Origin of the sequence: Desulfosporosinus metallidurans (assembly GCF_001936615.1) — a bacterium.
GTDB lineage: Bacteria > Bacillota > Desulfitobacteriia > Desulfitobacteriales > Desulfitobacteriaceae > Desulfosporosinus > Desulfosporosinus metallidurans.
The window spans coordinates 1-18,085 of the sequence record NZ_MLBF01000013.1; the positions used below are offsets into that span (position 1 = coordinate 1).

An 18,085-nucleotide genomic window follows, 5' to 3' on the forward strand; every position below is an offset into this window, starting at 1 on the left:
ACGGATTGATCGGGCTTGTCGGTGATTCCTCGGGAATAGGGATCGCCTCTGGGAGCCCGTAGACCGCTGCTGTGGAAGAAAAGACGATTTTATTAACCCCTAGCTGAAGGAGATTCGAGACAAACAAATTTGTTTTAGCCATATTTTCATAAAAATATAGATCAGGTTTCAGGATAGATTCGCCCACCAAGCTGCGAGCCGCGAAGTGAATCACAGCCTCAACCCCGTGAGATTCTACAACAGTCTTTACCAGTCCAGCATCAGAGATATCCCCCTGATAAAAGGGGACCTCTGCAGGGACCGCTCCTCTATGTCCTGTAACCAAGCTATCTAGCACAACCACTTGTGCTCCCTTTTCAAGTAATACCCGAACAGTGTGGCTTCCAATATAGCCCGCTCCTCCGGTAATTAAAATACTCCCCATGTTATCACCTTCCAATACAAACGTCATCCGAACATCCATGTTCGCGTAAACTTCAATGAACATAAATTACAGTATAACATGTTTTCTGTAATTCTAAAGATCCAACGTGAGCCGTTACTGCTAAAGAAATTTCTGGAGCACGATCCTGCTAAACTTCTTCAAGTCATCAAGATGCTGTTCAATAACTTGACGAACTATCTTCAGATTAAGTAATTGGTAGTTATGGACTGCAATATTTCGGAAGCCCACCATAGATTTCAAGGATTCAGTCAAAGATTCGTCTAACCAATTCTCTTGACGAAGAATATCAAAAGCTTCACGGCTACTTTGCGGAATACCCCATTTGTTCTCAGCGACAATATGCATGGCTAAGTCAATGGCAGCCTCACAGCCTCTTTGAATGTTTAAGATGATGGAGTCTTGCTTGGTATAATTTTCTAAATTCTTAGGATTATTCTCATATTCCTCATGGATGCGTTGAATGCTACGCTCGATTATAGAGCATTTATTATAGACTACATCATCCACCATAGATTGTACCTCTCTCTTTAATTTGTTTTAAAATAGTTGCTCGTTCCTCATTCAGTAAGGCATACTCCTTTAAAGTGCGTAGGAAATAATACATTCTACGAGTCTCATCCTTACAGTAAAGCACTTTTCCGTGTCCAATAACTTGCACCTGAAAAACGGTACTAGCTGAGTGTAAATTAACACAATCGATGCTCTTTCCTATTAATTCAGCTAATTCTTGAGCAATACAAAATGACTGATACTCATCGACTTTCTGATCTGTCAAAAATGCAATATCAATATCACTCTCTTCACGAGCTCTACCTTTTGTATAAGAGCCAAACAGGATAATTATCCAAGGATCGATTAACTTGTTCAAAGTATGAACGATGGTTTCAATCTGAGTAGAATTAAGTACAAGTGAATCGGTCATAAAAACCCGTCCCCTCACCGAAGATTGCTCCAAAATTAGAATTAGATTATAATGTCAGTGTGCCTCCTTACCATATTATAACATTAAATAAGGCGTTTGATCACCTCATAATCACAATATGAAATTTTTTATATAATATTACGAATATTTGACTGTGTTTAGATCTGGCAGCACTTTGACGGATGCCCGATTTAACGTCAACACAGATGGCACGATCACACAAGGGCTGTTATCAGGGAGGAAAATTATGTGAATAATAAAATTGGGTGCCTTGTACTTCACGGTTTTGGAGGGGACGTAAAAGAAGTAGCTCCCTTAGCATCGTGTTTGACGGATCGCGGATATAAAGTTTTGTGTCCAAGCTTAAAAGGGCACACCGGTAGGCGTGAAGACCTACAAGGTGTAAGCTATACAGACTGGATAGTTTCGGCTGAAGAGGGACTATTAACCTTGCTATCGGATTGTAATGTAGTTTATATCATAGGTTTTTCGATGGGAGGGCTTCTCGCTATAAATCTTGGGTTAAAGCATAATATTGGTGGGATTGTGACGATCAATACCCCAATCTATTATTTGAATATCAAAAGAGCTTTTATAGATAGTGTTAATGTGCTGATTAGGAAAGATTTTAAGACCATGAGGCGTAACATAAAAGCGTCAAGAGCTCTGCCCTTCTCCTCTCTCCTGAACTTTATATTATTAGTAAAGGCAACGAAACCTCAGATCAAAGGGTTACGCTGCCCGGTTTTTATAACCCAGGCTATCGATGATCCTACAGTTAGAAAAAGTAGCGCTCATTACATATTTCGAAATGCGAGATCTCCAATAAAACGTTTAGAGTTTTATGATAGCTCCGAACATCTTATTTTATTGAGCCAAGAAGCGGAGCTAGTCATAAAGGATGTTATCGACTTTATAAATTCATTATTGATATTATAGCTTTTGCAGTCAGTGGGGTGAGGTTTTACAGTAAGTTTCCTGGGAAATAGAAAAAGGCCACGAGAGGTTTGCACCTTTCTGTGACCCATTTACCGGGAATCATGACCCTAATTGTCAGCATACGAGCACGATCAGGGGTTCATTTAATTCGTCTTAAGTTGGATGTTTCTAATTGTAACCCTTCGATCTTGGCCTCAATGCGTTCCAGTGCTTGTCCAGTCTTTTGGTTATGATCTATTTGTATTTCACGGAAATCAAAAATTGCTCCATTTTTTTGCTGTTCTAAGCTCTTTCAATTCACTTCGCATTTCGGTTTGCGTTTGATATATTTTTGCGAGAAGCTCCATAACTTTTTGATCCATTTGACACCCCCTAGCAATATGATTATAACATAATTTGTAAGCTTTTAACCTGAAGTTATTTTGAATTTCTTATTTAGTGTTAATGTCAGTTTAAACCAATTAATTGGGCAAACTCCTTTACATCCTTGACAGTCTGAGGTGGGGTATCGTCTTTGTGTTGGTCATAATAATCATCAAATACATTGGGATAGTTACGACCATAAGGAATTTGGCTGACTGCTGGGGTGCCTAAAGGGGAACCTTCCATGTTTACTGGTCCCTTAGTTGTGTCTGGTATGAAGGCTTGGGTGATATCACCGGACACCTCGTTAAAATCGGGTATCGTTTTATCACCAGCAAGCACTTTTTTCATACCATCCTGTAGAGAAGGATTAATACTATAAATATACACCATAATTTCTTTAATCTGTTCAGACGTCAATCGTCCAATCCAGGGTTGCATTTTGAACGGAGCATATTCCTGATTCCCGATGTCTGTGGGGTCATCATACATGGAGCGTACAACAGCGTGTTCAATCTCCTGTTTCAAGAGAATTGGATAAAAGAGATTGTTTGCTGCCAAGTCCTCAGCATTCCAAGCCGGAACGACTTTATCCTTAGTTCCCGGGTTTTCTATTCCACCTCTACCTTCTGGCCCATGGCAGGCAAAACATCCTTCTTGGGCTGCAATTTGTTTCCCTGCTGCTATTAACTGTTTTCCATCCTGGTGAAGTGCGATCTGATTTGGCATGTCCATCTTAGTGAAGGAAGCCGGAGTAGAATTCGTTGCAAAATACCATATACCCCACAAGGGAATGACAATATAGAGTACTCTCAAAATTAGAGGAATACGATTCTGTGCCATTGCAATCCCCTCCTTTTATCTCAATGTTTGCAGGTAAGCGAGTAAGTCATCTTGATCCTTGTTACTTAAATAACTGAACGGTGGCATCCAAGTACCTGGATTAAATTGTTCGGGATTTTGTAGATGCATTTTTTGCCAACTTATCGAGGGCCATCGCGTCCACACATGACTTAGATCCGGTCCTCGCCTATGTTGTTCAATCAGCACAGGATTTTGCGTTGCATACCACTCAGGCGAAGTAACCTGTCCGATATCCCCTCGGCGAAAAATCGTGCCCAAATTTTCCTCACCTGTTCGCACCATCTGCGTGTGGCACCACACACAACCTTCACGCATGTAAATTTGTCGACCCTCTTTTTGTTGATCAGTATAGTGTACCGTTTCCGTCGTCTCCGTTATATTCTTCGCACTGACTTCAGGAACAATATAAGTGGTCACCACTGCAAATGAAAAAACCAAGATAAACCCTAAAAACAAATAACCGAGATGACGTTCAAACTTAAACATTAACACTAGCCTCCTTCCGGAAAGCCACCTGCGGCCTGGCATTAACCCTCAGACTCAACACATAATTCGCCGCAAAAATTATTTGCGCAATACCGAAGACTGCCCCACTTATCGCCAAAACGACCATATGAGGATGAACCGCTCGTACCGTTGCATCAATCCAGTGCATCCCTGCATTCGTATTTTGCCAGTTAGCACCTTGAATAAGCCCCGCAATCGTAAGACCAGAGAAAATCCCCAAGATTCCAAAGAGGGATAAGCCAAAGTGCCAACCTTGAAGTCGCCGACTATACCACTCTCCACCAAAAACTTCGGGACCAAAAAAGTAAATAGCTGCGATACAAATAAAGGAAAACCCTCCACCCAAGGCCAGCATGGCATGAGCCGGAACCCATTGGCTAAAATGCAAATACTCAGAGACAAACCGCAACGCCTGAAAGGATCCTTGTAAACTGACCACAAAATAAAAGAACAACCCTGTCGTTATAAACGCAAAAATAGGCTCTTTGACAAAAAGTTCCCACTTCGAACCAATTGTTTTATGGATATTCCAAAGAGCAGAGGTCACAGGGATGACCATGAGTATGCTAAAGGTCGTAGCCTCAGCCATAAGCCAGACAGGCACCGGTCCTGCCAGAGTATGATGCGCACCAACTGCAGGATAGCAAAGCACCAACGACCAAAATCCAATGATTGATAATTTATGGTTATAGATCGGATTTTTAGTCATCTGTGGAATAATATAATAAGCGGCCCCGATTCCCAGAGTGGTAAACCAAAGTCCCAAAATATTATGTCCTAAAAACCAATTCGCCACATTATCAAAAACGCCAAAGAAAGGGTTTGAAAAGAAATCTAACCACAGACCTTTCCCCAAAATTATGATGAGTGGCATCCAAACAATTGAGCCCGCAAGATACCATAAAGCAACGTGAAGAGTCTTTTCTTTACGTTGGATTAACGTCTTCCATACCACAATATTTAAAAGAATAAACGACAAAATCATCAGGGCGTCACTTGGCCAGATCAGGGATGCATACTCCCGAGCGCGCGTCTTTCCCATATCCAGGGCAATAACACCAATGATGATTGCCAGATTCCAGGACCAAATTGCCGCTATCGCCAAACGAGGTTTAGCTAACGATGCGCCGGTCAGTTTTGGAACAATTGCCAGCAAAGCTCCAATAAACCCAATCGAAAGCCAGGCAAAAGCCAGTGTATTAACATGGATCTGTCTAAGTTTACCAAATTCCACGAAAGGTCTTACCCACACGGGCAAGGAGTACATGATCTCCGGATGAGCATAGATTATGGACTCCCAAGCCCCAATAATCACTCCGAAAATCAACCAGACTAATGCACTTGAAAAAGCCAAACGGATTGCTCGACGATTTTCTTCAGTCATCCTAATTCTCCTTTCAAGCTTTACTTCAAACAACTTTCGACAGATAATTTAAAATTCCTCTAATAATCAACCAATATTTATTCTCCGCTCGTATCGAAAACAGCAACAGAGTCCTTCGCCTTGAAGACGAAAAACTCTGTTGCTGTTTGTCCGAATAGATTATCGTTGTGTTGAAGTTTAACGCGCCACTAACGTCTCCTGCATCACTAACTCTGCCTCGGTACAGGCTTGAATCTCTTCCAAGGTCACACCAGGTGCGAGTTCTTTAAGGAGGAGTCCCTCAGCAGTGACCTCCATAACGCCCATATCCGTTACGATGAGGTTAACCTGATGGGCCGCCGTTAAAGGCAAAGTACATTTTTTCAATACCTTTGAGCTTCCGTCTTTCGCCGTATGATCCATGGCAACAATCACTTTACGAGCTCCGACAACAAGGTCCATGGCTCCACCCATCCCAGGGACCATTTTTCCCGGGATCATCCAGTTCGCCAAGTTTCCTTCTTCGTCAACCTGCAATGCGCCCAAAACCGTCGCATCAACATGCCCGCCCCGAATAATGCCAAAGGAAGTGGCACTGTCAAAACAGCTTCCACCAGCGAGGACGCTGGCAAACTGTCCACCTGCATTCACAATATCGGGATCCTCCTGCCCTTGTTCTGGCGAAGGCCCTAAACCCAAGTACCCATTTTCAGATTGCAAAAGAATCGTAACCCCTTCAGGCAGATGATTTGCAACCTTCGTTGGCATCCCAATTCCAAGATTCACGACATCCCCCGTGTGAAATTCTTGGGCAACTCTTTCAACTAGCCATTCCATGCGTGCTCCTTTATCCAACGTTTTTCACCTCCACGCTTTGGCTGAGAACCAAATAGTCAACAAATATTCCTGGAGTCATGACTTCATCGGGATCTATTTCCCCGACTTCAACAAGTTTCTCGACTTCAACGATGACCGTTTTAGCAGCTGTAGCCATCACAGGATTAAAATTCCGTGCCGCACGACGGTAGACGAGGTTACCCGCCCGATCGGCTTTATAGGCCTTTATGATAGCCACATCGGCACCAAGCGGACCTTCAAGCAAGTATTCCTGTCCGTTCACCGTAACTTTTTGTTTGCCTTCTTCCACAACAGTTCCAATCCCCGTCGGGGTCAACACTCCTCCAAGTCCTGCTCCCGCAGCACGAATCTGCTCAACAAGTGTGCCCTGAGGAGCCAAAACGACTTCCAGCTCACCGGCGTTCATTTGTCGTCCGGTTTCCTTATTCGTCCCGATATGAGAAGCAATCACTTTTTTCAAACGATGATTAACCACCATTTGACTCAATGCATCCCCTAAAACCCCTGTATCATTCGCAATGAGCGTAAGATCCTTAACCTTGGTCTCAGCCAGTTGAGCTAAAATTTGACCCGGAGCCCCGGAACCAATAAACCCGCCAACCATAACTGCCATCCCGTCCGTAACCTTATCTACTGCTTCTTGTATTGTAATGACTTGAGCCATACTCTTGCCCTCCTTTTTAGCGTTCAATGATCGTTGCGACGCCTTGTCCACCGCCGATACACAAAGTGGCAAGACCGCGATGAACATCACGTTCCCTCATCGCATAAAGCAAGGTGACAAATATCCGGGTTCCGCTGGCGCCAATCGGGTGTCCTATTGCAATGGCTCCCCCGTTGACATTAAGCTTTTGCGGATCAATACCCAGCTCACTCCCAACCGCTAGTGCTTGGGAAGCAAACGCTTCATTTGCCTCGATCAAGTCGATGTCCGCCATCGTAATCCCCGCTTTTTGCATCGCTTTTTGACTGGCCGGGATCGGACCAGTACCCATGATCGCTGGATCTACGCCCGCCGAGGCATATGAAGAAATATAAGCCAAAGGTTCAAGACCGAGGGTTTTAGCTCTCTCCTCGGACATTACAACCACAGCTGCAGCCCCATCATTCAGACCGGAAGCATTTCCTGCCGTCACCGTCCCGTCTTTCTTAAAGGCCGGTCGGAGTTTCGCAAGTTTCTCAAGGGTCGTTTCTGGCTTCACGTATTCATCCTGCGTAACCAAAACTGGGTCCCCTTTACGCTGGGGAACGGGTACAGGAACGATTTCGGCAGCAAAGCGGTTTTCGACAAGTGCTGCACTGGCCTTTTGCTGACTGATAAAAGCAAATTCATCCTGTTCTTCACGACTAATAACATACTTTTCAGCAACATTTTCCGCTGTGACGCCCATGTGAATATCGTTCATGGCACACATTAAACCGTCCGTAATCATGCTATCCAGAATGGTTGTTGCCCCCATCTTATGACCAGTGCGACCTTCGGGAAAGAGGAACGGTGCCTGCGACATATTTTCCATCCCACCAGCTACGATGATTTCCGCATCCCCGGCTATGATGGCCTGGGCCGCTAAGTTGATGGCTTTCAAGCCAGATCCACAGACTTTGTTAATGGTAAAAGCAGGGACAAAGTTTGGGATGCCCGCTTTCAGCGTGACTTGGCGCGTGGGATTTTGTCCCAACCCAGCCTGTAAGACGTTCCCCATAATGACTTCGTCCACAGTGGCGGGGTCAATCTTCGCCCGATTTAGTGCTTCTTTGACGACCACGGCCCCCAGGTCCACTGCGGGAATATCTTTAAATACCCCCATAAAACTACCGACTGGAGTCCGAACTGCGCTTACGATAACCACTTTTTTCTTCATGAACTTATACTCCTCTCTCCTATGAGATTTTCTTGTCTACGTCGATAAGTCGATTAAAAGAAAGCTAAACCCACCCCAAAGATGATTCCCGAAACAAGTAAGGTCGTTACGCAAAAGCCCATGATATCCCGCACTTTAAGTCCTGCAATGGCGAGGGCCGGTAATGCCCAGAACGGTTGGGCCATGTTCATCCAAGCTTCGCCATAGGCGATAGCCATCGCGGCTTTACCCGGCATAACCCCTAAAGCTTTGGCTGCGGGCATAATGAACGGACCTTGTACGACCCAGTGTCCACCACCGGAAGGCACAAAAAAGTTGATGATACCCGAACTCAAAAACGCTAAGATTGGAAATGTGTGCACGGTAGACACACTGACAAAAGCATGAGTAATCATACCGCCCAAGCCGGACAAATCCATCATCCCTTGGATCCCTGCATAGAAGGGGAACTGAACCATGATTCCTGCCGTTCCTTTAGCGGCATTGACTATGGCATTCATGTATGCCAGAGGGCTACCATGCAAAACAATTCCGGCAAAGAACATCATCATGTTGACGGCGTTTACGTCCATTTGCCCGCCATGTATGAAGTAATAGCCAAGATAAAAGAAACCCATAAGACCAATAACCCAAGCGATAATTCGGCTGTTTTCCACACGTACAGCAAACGTTTTCTCCGTTGGAGCCGCGATCGTCGCTGCAGCCTCATCCTCCATGAGTAACGCAGGGTCTATTACAACCACTTCGTCCTCTTTCGGCATCATCATTTTCGTCATAAACGGCAAGACCACGATCAAGGTTAAAGTAATAAAAATATTAAACGGGGCAAAAATGGTATGCGCGAGTGGTATGAGACCTGCGGTTTTTTCCATCGGATTTCCTTTGGTCGCGGCCATGAGCGGAATTGAACCAGACAACCCGCCGTGCCAAGTTAGAAAGCCGATATAGGCACTCGCAATAAGCAATCGATAATCTACCTTTGGAACTTTTTTGGCAACTTCTTTGGCCAATAAGGCTCCGACAATCAACCCAAAACCCCAGTTGATGATATTAGCCACAGCCGCAACGAAGGTCACCAACATAATGCCCTGTGCTGGCGTTTTAGGGATACTGGCAATTTTTTGGAGAATTTTTTTAATCGGTGGAGAGCTGGCCAGTGCATTTCCTGTGACAAGGATCAGGGCCATTTGCATTGCAAAAGCGAGCAGATTCCAAAAGCTCTTACCCCAAAATCCAATCATTTCGATAGGGGTATGATGCGTAAAAGCAATCCCGGAAAGAAACATGATGATTGTCAATAACATTGCAAACACTAAAGGATCTGGGAGAAATCTCTGAACGATTGCAGTAAAAAACCTAGATAATGCTTTAATCATGGGGTTCCTCCTTAATTAAATATAAATGCCGGCAATTCGTTTATTACGCAAGAATCATGCCAAAGTCTAAAATTGTAACCAAACCTAAATACCGCTCATTTTTTCATCATTCTGAATGAAAATAGTCGAAATTTACCCCAAAAAGTGTAAAAAAAATCACTCTTTACCTTCTTATCCAGTAAAGAGTGTATATTTATTTCACTCCCTAAGTGCAGATCCTTGCACTTCTCTAGACCAATTGATACTCCTGAATCTTATAAATTAAAGCACGGCGAGAGATTTGCAAAAGCCTAGCGGCTTGAGCCCGATTTCCATTGGTCCGTTCTAATGCTTGGGCAATCGAAGCCTTTTCGGTAAACGCTAAGATCTCCCTCAAAGGCTGCGCTAGATAAGTATCTTGGGATGCTTGAATCTCTCCCACTTCCTCTTCAAAAAGGTTTGCCGGGAGATTTTCGGGCAAGATAATTGCCGAATTACTCATAATTAGAGCATGTTCCACGGCGTTTTCCAATTCCCGTACATTTCCAGGCCAGGCATACTGCATAAAGAGCTCCAAAACCTCTGGGGAAAAAGCGATCTTTACCCGCCCCATTTCTAAACTAAACCGTCGCAGAAAATATTCCGCCAAGAGTCGAATGTCTCCTCCTCGTTCCCTCAGAGGGGGTAAATGGACCGGTATTACGTTCAATCGATAATATAAATCAGAGCGAAAGCGATTTTCCGCAATCTCTTTAGACAAGTCTCGATTCGTTGCGGCAATAACCCGTACATTCGCGCTAAACGTCTGACTTCCGCCAACCCGTTCAAATTGTTTTTCCTGCAAAACGCGCAAAAGTTTGACCTGAAGGGCTAAGCTCATTTCCCCGATTTCATCAAGGAAAAGTGTCCCCCCTTCTGCCAATTCAAACTTCCCCATCCTTTGGCTTACCGCCCCAGTAAAAGCCCCTTTTTCATGTCCGAACAATTCACTTTCCAACAATCCCTCAGGAATGGCACCACAATTCACCTGAACGAATGGTTTTTCCCATCGATCACTATTATAGTGAATACTTTTTGCCACTAACCCTTTGCCAGTGCCACTCTCTCCCGTTAAGAGAACCGTCGCCTTTGTCTCTGCAACCCGTCCAATACTTTTATACACTTCCTGCACCTTCGGACTTGTCCCGACAAGTTTACAAAGGCCATTCACCCCAACACTCAAGGTTTGCACCTCTAGCGTCAGGTATTCAACTTCCTGAGCAAGAACGCGCATATGAATCGCCCGTTCGACTAAGATCTTGACTTCTTCAAGGTTAAACGGCTTGGGAAGATAGTCAAAGGCTCCCCGCTTCATCGCCTCTACCGCCACTTCTGCGCTCCCGAAAGCCGTCATTAGAATGACCGGCAAATCCGGCAATAACCCATGGATTTGGTAAAAAGCCTCAAGCCCATCGAGTTTAGGCATCCGAATATCCAAAAGAGCAACCTCATAGTTTTTCTCTTGAATTTTTCGAACGGCATCCGCTCCATTGTCTACGGTATCCACATCAAAACCAGCCTTCATCAGCGCCGCCTCAAGTACGAGACGCAGGCTCTCTTCATCATCTGCAACTAAAATACTCCCACGCCCTGGCATAGCCCGCCCCCCATACTATATTATTTCCTTCTCAGATTCTCCGCTTGTTTCCCCTTTGGGTTCTTCACTACTTTCATAAGGTAAGAATATTTTAAAGAGGGTGCCTACCCCAAGCTCACTCTCCACCTCCAAATAGCCATGGTGGATTTCGATAATCTTACTGCTTACCGCTAAGCCAAGCCCCGTCCCCCGGTCTTTTGTGGTAAAAAACGGGTCAAAAATCCGCACTAAGTTTTCAGTTGCTATTCCTTCTCCTGTATCTTGAATCCCTAACTTTACACCGTTTTCTACGGAATGCGTTGTGACCGTAATGTGTCCTCCCTGTGCTGGCAAAGACTGAATGGCGTTCAAAAGTAAGTTCACTAACACTTGCTTAATGAGTCCAGCATCAACAGTAATGGCCTGAACGTCCGGATCGAGTATCACCTGCAAAGAAACAAGATCCTTCTTCATGCTCGGGGTAAGCAGCTCTACGGTTTCCCGAATGAGTTCATTGGGTTGAATTCGGGCAATAAAGTTTTTAGAAGGCCGCGCAAAGTAAAGAAGGTCTTCAACCACTACGTTAAGGCGTGAAACCTCTTTCAAAATAATATTCCCAAAATTACGGATCGGATTATCCTCTGAGATTTCCCCTAACATGAGCTGAACACTTCCGGAAATTGCGGTCAGAGGGTTGCGGATTTCATGGGCTACACCTGCTGCGAGTTCCCCAACCGCCGCTAAACGGTCGACCCTACGCACACGCTCCTCGAATGATTTGCGATCCGTGAGATCTTTGAATACCACAACTGCACCTAAGGGCTTTTCCCCATTATGAAGTAACGATGTACTTACACTAATCGGAACAATTCTTCCACTAGCGTGCGGAAAATCCATCTCATAACCAATGAACGTTTTCCCTGTGTTGAGCGTCTCTAACAACCAGCCTTGAGTTTGAATATCTGAATAATCTGTACCAATAATTTCTTTACCTAGACCCGTAATAGAGGTCGCAGCAGCATTTAAGGCCGTCACCTTTCCCGCCGTATCCACCGTAATAATGCCGTCCGCCATACTCTCCATAATAATTTCAGTATGACTACGCGTATTGCGCAGATTTTGAGCCATGTCGTTAATTGCTGCGGTAATTTCCCCAAATTCCCCTGAAGACATTGGTAAACGGTGATTCAAGTCCGCGCGTAGTCGCCTGAGCCCCGTCACAATAAGTTGAACCGAAGCGGATACCATATTGGCTGAAAACAACGTAATCCCTAAACCCAAGAGTAAGGCAAGCCCAAGTGCCAAGTACATTGATGCTTCCATTTTCTGAATCTGCGAATCGATACTCTCCGTCAATTCGTTTGCCCATACATACCCGATCACACGCCCGTTGCGAAACATAGGGACCATGGAATTTAAAATATTTCCTCGAACCATTGGCCCTTTTATCGCCAGAGGAATTCCCTCCGTCATGACTTCTCTGCCCTTGTGATCTGGAGCAATGGACTCTCCAATCGTATTTCCATACTCTGAACTCGGACCATAGGTGATGATAGCATCCAAGTCCTTTGAATAATAACCAGCCCCCACCCCTGGATTAGCCAGTACAATTTGATCCGTAATCTTTTTTAATCGTGCATTGAGAAGTTTGATTTTCGCCTCACGCGGCAGGCTCTTCTCCTTCTCAGACAACAAATTGTCAAAATTACCCAGCATAGCATTATCCAACGTGTGTGCAATTCCAAATAACTTATTTTCCTTTTCGTTCATTAATGCTTGCTCTGATCGATGAATGAGTAAGTAACCGCTCCCAATTAAAGGCACCGTCACTGCAAATGCCAAGATTAACATTAGCCTTAAACGCAAACTTCCTTTTTGCATAATTCCCTCAACATCATTCAATTTTATTAGTCTTTCGATAGTATACCCCTTTATCTTACAAAACGGTAGGTAATTTAAGAGTTCAAAATTGATCTGGTGAGGGAGTTCAATGGTTTGGGTTTCTGGATTAATCGCTAGGGCCTGATGTTTCTGAATATCAAAGATATCAACGTCCACTGGGTGATCTCTGAGTTTAACTAGGTCAAAAGAAACGTTGTAACCCGCATGCTGCAAGGCTCTGGGGACGAGGTGATCAAAGACGCCTTCCGTCTTGTTGCAATAGGCTTGTACCAGTTGAAGGACGTCCAGCATGGCGTCGGAAATCTTTAAGTGATGACCAGCTGAACGGTTTGAACGGTTAAGTTCCCGACACATTAAGCTCATGTGCGAATCTAAACTGGTGTTTCTGATATTTATTTAAGAATCCCTTTGGGTAAGAGAACTTGTCTTGTTGAATATCCAAGTGATTATTGACCACCAAATTAAAAAAGTGAGATAGCTAAAAAATGGATAAAACCACGGCCTAAAATCAAACAAACCAACATTATGAACTAAATAACCATAAGCAACACTAAATAAAGCAAATGTAAGAACATAAATATATAAAAACGGTTGTCGCCGCGGTAAAAAACGAAGATAAATTATAACCGTAAGAATCCAACTAGGAGGGGAAAGTAAATTCTGACCCAAAACATAAAAAATGCCAGCATTTTTAAACCAAATAATGTTTAGGAGGTTTTGAAATAAACCTACTACTACTACATCGCCAAGTCCACCAAGAATAAATCCATAAATAAAATATTCCTTAAAATCTTTTTTAGGTATGTATGTGAGTACAATAATAATGGCTAACAGTAAATACGATGGATAAAAAAATGTAGTCAGCATAAATACTCACTCCTTGCTAAATAATTTTGTGTACTTTTCGTTCAATAGTTTTATTCGTAATTATCATTAGCCGTTATATATTTATATATACCTAAAGGCTGCCATGGCCTGTTGCAAAACTCTTTGATCATCGCCTCGTTCATCTGATCGTTCGAATTAATATAAGGCGCTCCCGAAGTGACCGAGCAGTTCCGACAGTCTTACTGCAATCTATAACGTACCCTACTACCGTATTTCTGTGAAGAGAGAATACCTTTGCTTTCGAGTTTGAGGACAAAGTTTCTAATTGTCGCATAGGCTACGTTTTTATAGTCCTTCTCCAGCTGCTTAGTCGAAAATTCATGGGTACCGTATGCAGAGAGTACATAATGAAATAAATCCTTTTCCTTGGCTGTAATTTCTCCTGTTTGGAGCAAATTATTAAATTTTTTAAGCGCATTTGTCGGTTCAGCCATTTTCTGAAGCTTGGTAAGTACATTATCTATAAAATAGCTTACAAAGGGCGTTGTATCTAAAATTCTTGACACCTTATAATTATTCGATATTAAAGTAAACGCTTTATAATACAAGCCCTTGCTTTCATTGATAAATGCAGAGAATGGAATGATGACGATAACTTTACCAGAACCTAAGGCGAGTTTGACAGCGGCCCAAATCGAAGCCGTCATGGACAACGGATGATCTCTATGATCATATTATCGCGAAAAGAGTCCTTCGCCTTGAAGACGAAAAACTCTGTTGCTGATTGTCTGAATAGATTATCGTTGTGTTGAAGTTCGGTTTCCCGAAGTATTTACCTCATGACCAAGAATGTCGAATTATAAGAGAAAGGAAAGGTTCCTGGAACCTTCGCGGAGAGTGTTTGATAATCTGTTTAAAACATAAAAAGGACCGAGGCTGCAGCCTGCAGCCTCGGTCCTTTTTATCTCGATCATTATCCCCCAGAAATGATGGGTAGCAGTTTTATGCGTGCCCCGTCAGCCAGAGGTTCCATATAAGGCTGGCCACAGGGTAAGAGTTTTCCGTCTACGACTACCAAAGTCATGGCATCGGCGGATTCTCCAGCCGCCTTCAGAGCATCTATCACAGTCATGCCAGTATTATAGTCGATTTCTCGTCCGTTTACCGTAATCATCAGAAATCGAAGAGCACCTCCAATTCAAGGTCGTTAATGTCGAACTTAGAACCGGTCGCAGTAGAACGCTCGTTGTAGAAGAAATCAGGGAGTCTATCGTCTTTAATGGTCATTCCTGCCATCTTGTTGAAGGCTCTCTCGGTCAATAGCGTTTTTACACCCATACTAGTAACACGAGAGAGATCAGGTTCGCCACCATATAGACCTGCCATCATTTCTCCAAACAACGGTAATTCGGAAACCGTATGTGCAAAGGCAAAAATACACATCATACTATCCGCAAAACTCATGGCTATTTGCAATTTGTTAGAGGCATAGGCTTGTGCTGCCCGTCCGCTGTCATCAAAAGCACGGCCCATCGTAAGGCCTGCGGTATGGTCTGCACCCATCGGGCTCGTGGCATAAGTGATCCCCGTACCTTTCGTGTTACGTGGATCATATCCGGATATTGCTTGGTGTTTTACCACCGGGATACGTTTACACCCGAGGCTTTTGCCCACAACCTCACAACCGTTCCCAAGAAGATTTCCAAATTCTGTGCCCTCTGCCATCTCCTTTAGTAGACCGAGAGCCGCATCAGCATCGCCCCACTGAATTTTACCAGTTTCCATGCATACGGCAACGGCGTTAGCGATATCCATAGTATCCACGCCGAGATCATCGCAGATACGATCCATCTTGGCAATAACATCTAAATCGCTAATGTGGCAGTTTGGCCCAAAGAGTGCTACCGTTTCATATTCAAAGCCCGATGTAAGATAATTTCCATCGTTATCATTGTATACGTTAGAACACTGCACGACACAACCTGGTTGACAAGGACGCTTATTACGCCCGCCACGGGTCACTATATTCGACATAAACTTGTTTGCTCCAACCTCAGCGTATTCAGGGAATAGTTTGCCTGAAAAATTATCCACCGGAAGAACACCGTTAGCACCCGTTACTTCTATCGTGGAAATTGTACCGATGGTGTGGAAGGGATCACTTTTCGCACCCTCAGCAATCAATTTGTTAATCTTTAGACAGGCCTCGTTGAACTTAGCTTCATTGGCATAGTTAACCCGAAAGGGCTCCAATGGCTTCTCAATGACGACGGCCTTAAGACGCTTACTTCCCATTAACGCGCCCAAACCGCCGCGTGCAGCTGCACGGCTAGGATGGCCGGAGCCAAATTCGGAAACCTGTATAGAAGCACATTTATAGAGACGTTCTCCTGCACTGCCAATGGAAACAGTAGCAAGCTTATCGCCAAAGCGCTCATGCAACTTCTCAACAAACTCGTAATTGTTTACTCCTTCATACATACTAGCGTCCTTCAACAACGCATTGCCCTTGGCATCAATATGCAAAAGCCAAAGGCGATCATCGACGGGGATCTCCTTCACCACAATTAACTTAATGCCTTGCTCTGCCAATAGGGATGCTGCATAGCCACCTGCATTACTCTCTTTAATCCCTCCAGTTAGAGGGCTTTTACCACCGACGGACAGTCGGTGTGCCGTGGTTAATTTCGTCCCCGCAAATACAGTCGTGCAGAAAATAAGTTGGTTTTCACTATTCAATGGATCGCATTGGGGAGGAACATTTTTTATCAAATATTGCGCAATTAAGGCCTTACCACCCAGTTCTTGGTACTCTTCATCCAGAGGTTCTTTGCTAAGCGTTAGAGTTTTCATATCAATTATTAATTTTGACCACATAGTCATCCTCTCCTTTCAATTATAGAGCCACAGAATTCATCAAGCATCGTAGGCAGCCTTTATCATTTCTGCAACCTTTGCCGCAGTGATGCGGTAGGGCACCAGTGCAAAGCCTGTATCCGCTGTGACCATTGGAGCCACTTTGATTGCTGCTTCAAGGGGAATTCCTAGCTCTTTTATATTAGGTATTTCCACGGATTTGATTAGAGAGCGTATGGCCTTACAAGCTATGGCGCCAATCTCCTCGGGAGCTGCATCCTCTGCAACGTCCACTCCCAAACACTCGCAGATCATCCGTACCTTTTTGTATTCTGTTTTAGCCGCGTATTCAATAACCTCGGGTAGGGTCACTGCGCAGGCAATTCCGTGTGGAATATGGAAATGAGCCCCCAACGTATGGCCTATTGAATGGCCAAGATGAACAAGCCCATTCGTAAACGCCATTCCTGCAAACATGGAAGAAAGTATCATCTGTTCTCTTGCTTCGATGTTAGAACCGTCACGGTAAGCTACAGGAAGCCATTTAGCAATTAAACGAATCGCTTCCCGCGCCAAAGCATCCGAAAGAGGATTTGACTGTCCTCCGGTAAGTGATTCCACAGCATGAGCTAAGGCATCTACTCCTGTTGCCGCAGTCATCTTAGGAGGTAACCCCACGGTAAGATCAGGATCAATAATAGCTAGTGTACCTACACATACCGGACTCACCACGCTATCTTTATTCCCTCGTGAGGTGCAAGAGACGACGCACATATTGGTGACCTCGCTGCCAGTACCGCTGGTAGTAGGTATGAAGACCATGGGTACACCGGGTTTGAGGTTTTTTTGAACACCGAAGTACTTCATAATGGGAGGTGGATTATTAATTAAGACATTGATACCCTTGGCTGAGTCGATGGCACTTCCCCCACCTATGGCTATAATGCCGTCAATTGCTTCCTTACGTGCCATTTCTGCTGCCTCTTCAATCATCGTATCCGGAGGATCAGGGAGAACACCATCAAAACAAACGGTTTTAATACCGGCATTTTGAATGTTTTCCACAATAGTGTCAGCTATACCAACCGCCTTGAGACCATTGTCATAAACGACAAGAACTTTTTTACATCCCAGTTCGCGAACCTTGAGGCCGGTCCTCAGGGATGCACCGCTACCCATGACAGCAGGAACAAAAACTTCGTACGATGTAATCATTTACCTACCTACTCCTTCCTTTTTAACCAAATTGATAAAATCTTGTCCTAGCAAATTATGTTATCCCAATGGTATCACTGCGGCTTTTTGCGGTATACGTACTACTCATACGAAAAGAAGCAGTATATTTGTACCTTTTTCACTATTCTAAATTCTGTTACAGCAATGAGTTGTATTATGCTATATAATTA

General features: G+C 44.1%; 19 protein-coding genes. 2 read left to right on the forward strand and 17 right to left on the reverse strand.

Annotation, left to right across the window (positions count from 1 at the left end):
- From DSOL_RS10335 to mntA, 3 genes are all read right to left on the reverse strand, one after another.
- Positions 1-424 (reverse strand): NAD-dependent epimerase/dehydratase family protein (locus tag DSOL_RS10335; RefSeq protein WP_139314444.1); only part of this gene is annotated, 424 nt, incomplete at its 3' end.
- 120 nt (positions 425-544) lie between these two features.
- Entirely contained in the window at positions 545-955 is a 411-nt protein-coding gene (gene hepT, locus DSOL_RS10340) for a type VII toxin-antitoxin system HepT family RNase toxin (RefSeq protein ID WP_075364788.1), read from the reverse strand.
- Positions 945-1,367, reverse strand: coding sequence for a type VII toxin-antitoxin system MntA family adenylyltransferase antitoxin (gene mntA, locus DSOL_RS10345; RefSeq protein ID WP_075364789.1), 423 nt, complete (start codon positions 1,365-1,367; stop codon positions 945-947). Before mntA ends, hepT begins: the two co-directional genes overlap by 11 nt.
- Before the next feature lie 249 nt (positions 1,368-1,616).
- On the opposite strand from mntA, the gene DSOL_RS10350 reads away from it, so the two are divergent.
- A complete protein-coding gene (locus DSOL_RS10350; RefSeq protein ID WP_075364790.1) occupies positions 1,617-2,306 on the forward strand; it encodes an alpha/beta hydrolase in 690 nt (229 codons plus the stop codon).
- Between the two features lie 447 nt (positions 2,307-2,753).
- Here DSOL_RS10350 and DSOL_RS10360 read toward each other — a convergent pair whose 3' ends face one another.
- From DSOL_RS10360 to DSOL_RS10410, 11 genes are all read right to left on the reverse strand, one after another.
- Complete coding sequence (locus DSOL_RS10360) at positions 2,754-3,512, reverse strand: c-type cytochrome (protein WP_075364791.1); 759 nt, start codon at positions 3,510-3,512, stop codon at positions 2,754-2,756.
- Positions 3,513-3,527: 15 nt separating this feature from the next.
- Positions 3,528-4,019 (reverse strand): cbb3-type cytochrome c oxidase subunit II, encoded by a 492-nt coding sequence (locus tag DSOL_RS10365; RefSeq protein WP_075364792.1) that lies wholly within the window; start codon positions 4,017-4,019, stop codon positions 3,528-3,530.
- A complete protein-coding gene (locus DSOL_RS10370) occupies positions 4,012-5,424 on the reverse strand; it encodes a cbb3-type cytochrome c oxidase subunit I (protein ID WP_075364793.1) in 1,413 nt (470 codons plus the stop codon). Before DSOL_RS10370 ends, DSOL_RS10365 begins: the two co-directional genes overlap by 8 nt.
- Positions 5,425-5,601: 177 nt before the next feature.
- On the reverse strand, positions 5,602-6,258 hold the full coding sequence (locus DSOL_RS10375; RefSeq protein ID WP_427854389.1) for a CoA transferase subunit B: 657 nt from the start codon (positions 6,256-6,258) through the stop codon (positions 5,602-5,604).
- Positions 6,251-6,925, reverse strand: a complete 675-nt coding sequence (locus DSOL_RS10380; RefSeq protein ID WP_075364794.1) for a CoA transferase subunit A — start codon at positions 6,923-6,925, stop codon at positions 6,251-6,253. Before DSOL_RS10380 ends, DSOL_RS10375 begins: the two co-directional genes overlap by 8 nt.
- Before the next feature lie 16 nt (positions 6,926-6,941).
- On the reverse strand, positions 6,942-8,123 hold the full coding sequence (locus DSOL_RS10385) for an acetyl-CoA C-acetyltransferase (protein WP_075364795.1): 1,182 nt from the start codon (positions 8,121-8,123) through the stop codon (positions 6,942-6,944).
- 53 nt (positions 8,124-8,176) lie between these two features.
- Positions 8,177-9,499 (reverse strand): TIGR00366 family protein, encoded by a 1,323-nt coding sequence (locus tag DSOL_RS10390; RefSeq protein WP_075364796.1) that lies wholly within the window; start codon positions 9,497-9,499, stop codon positions 8,177-8,179.
- Positions 9,500-9,728: 229 nt separating this feature from the next.
- Complete coding sequence (locus DSOL_RS10395; protein WP_075364797.1) at positions 9,729-11,114, reverse strand: sigma-54-dependent transcriptional regulator; 1,386 nt, start codon at positions 11,112-11,114, stop codon at positions 9,729-9,731.
- Between the two features lie 15 nt (positions 11,115-11,129).
- Complete coding sequence (gene atoS, locus DSOL_RS10400; RefSeq protein ID WP_235838769.1) at positions 11,130-13,358, reverse strand: two-component system sensor histidine kinase AtoS; 2,229 nt, start codon at positions 13,356-13,358, stop codon at positions 11,130-11,132.
- 33 nt (positions 13,359-13,391) lie between these two features.
- Complete coding sequence (locus DSOL_RS10405; protein ID WP_075364798.1) at positions 13,392-13,862, reverse strand: hypothetical protein; 471 nt, start codon at positions 13,860-13,862, stop codon at positions 13,392-13,394.
- Positions 13,863-14,062: 200 nt separating this feature from the next.
- On the reverse strand, positions 14,063-14,389 hold the full coding sequence (locus tag DSOL_RS10410; protein ID WP_207649622.1) for a hypothetical protein: 327 nt from the start codon (positions 14,387-14,389) through the stop codon (positions 14,063-14,065).
- Positions 14,390-14,468: 79 nt separating this feature from the next.
- On the opposite strand from DSOL_RS10410, the gene DSOL_RS30000 reads away from it, so the two are divergent.
- Complete coding sequence (locus DSOL_RS30000) at positions 14,469-14,543, forward strand: DUF2922 family protein (protein ID WP_427854395.1); 75 nt, start codon at positions 14,469-14,471, stop codon at positions 14,541-14,543.
- Between the two features lie 253 nt (positions 14,544-14,796).
- Here the strand turns inward: DSOL_RS30000 and DSOL_RS10420 are convergent, their stop codons facing one another.
- From DSOL_RS10420 to DSOL_RS10430, 3 genes are read right to left on the reverse strand one after another with little or no spacing between them, the layout of a single operon-like run.
- A complete protein-coding gene (locus DSOL_RS10420; protein WP_075364799.1) occupies positions 14,797-14,997 on the reverse strand; it encodes a sulfur carrier protein ThiS in 201 nt (66 codons plus the stop codon).
- Positions 14,997-16,700 carry an aldehyde ferredoxin oxidoreductase C-terminal domain-containing protein gene (locus DSOL_RS10425; RefSeq protein ID WP_075364800.1) on the reverse strand — a complete coding sequence of 568 codons (1,704 nt, stop codon included), beginning with the start codon at positions 16,698-16,700 and terminating at the stop codon, positions 14,997-14,999. Before DSOL_RS10425 ends, DSOL_RS10420 begins: the two co-directional genes overlap by 1 nt.
- A gap of 39 nt (positions 16,701-16,739) precedes the next feature.
- Complete coding sequence (locus DSOL_RS10430; protein WP_075364801.1) at positions 16,740-17,894, reverse strand: iron-containing alcohol dehydrogenase; 1,155 nt, start codon at positions 17,892-17,894, stop codon at positions 16,740-16,742.
- Between the last annotated feature and the right edge of the window lie 191 nt (positions 17,895-18,085).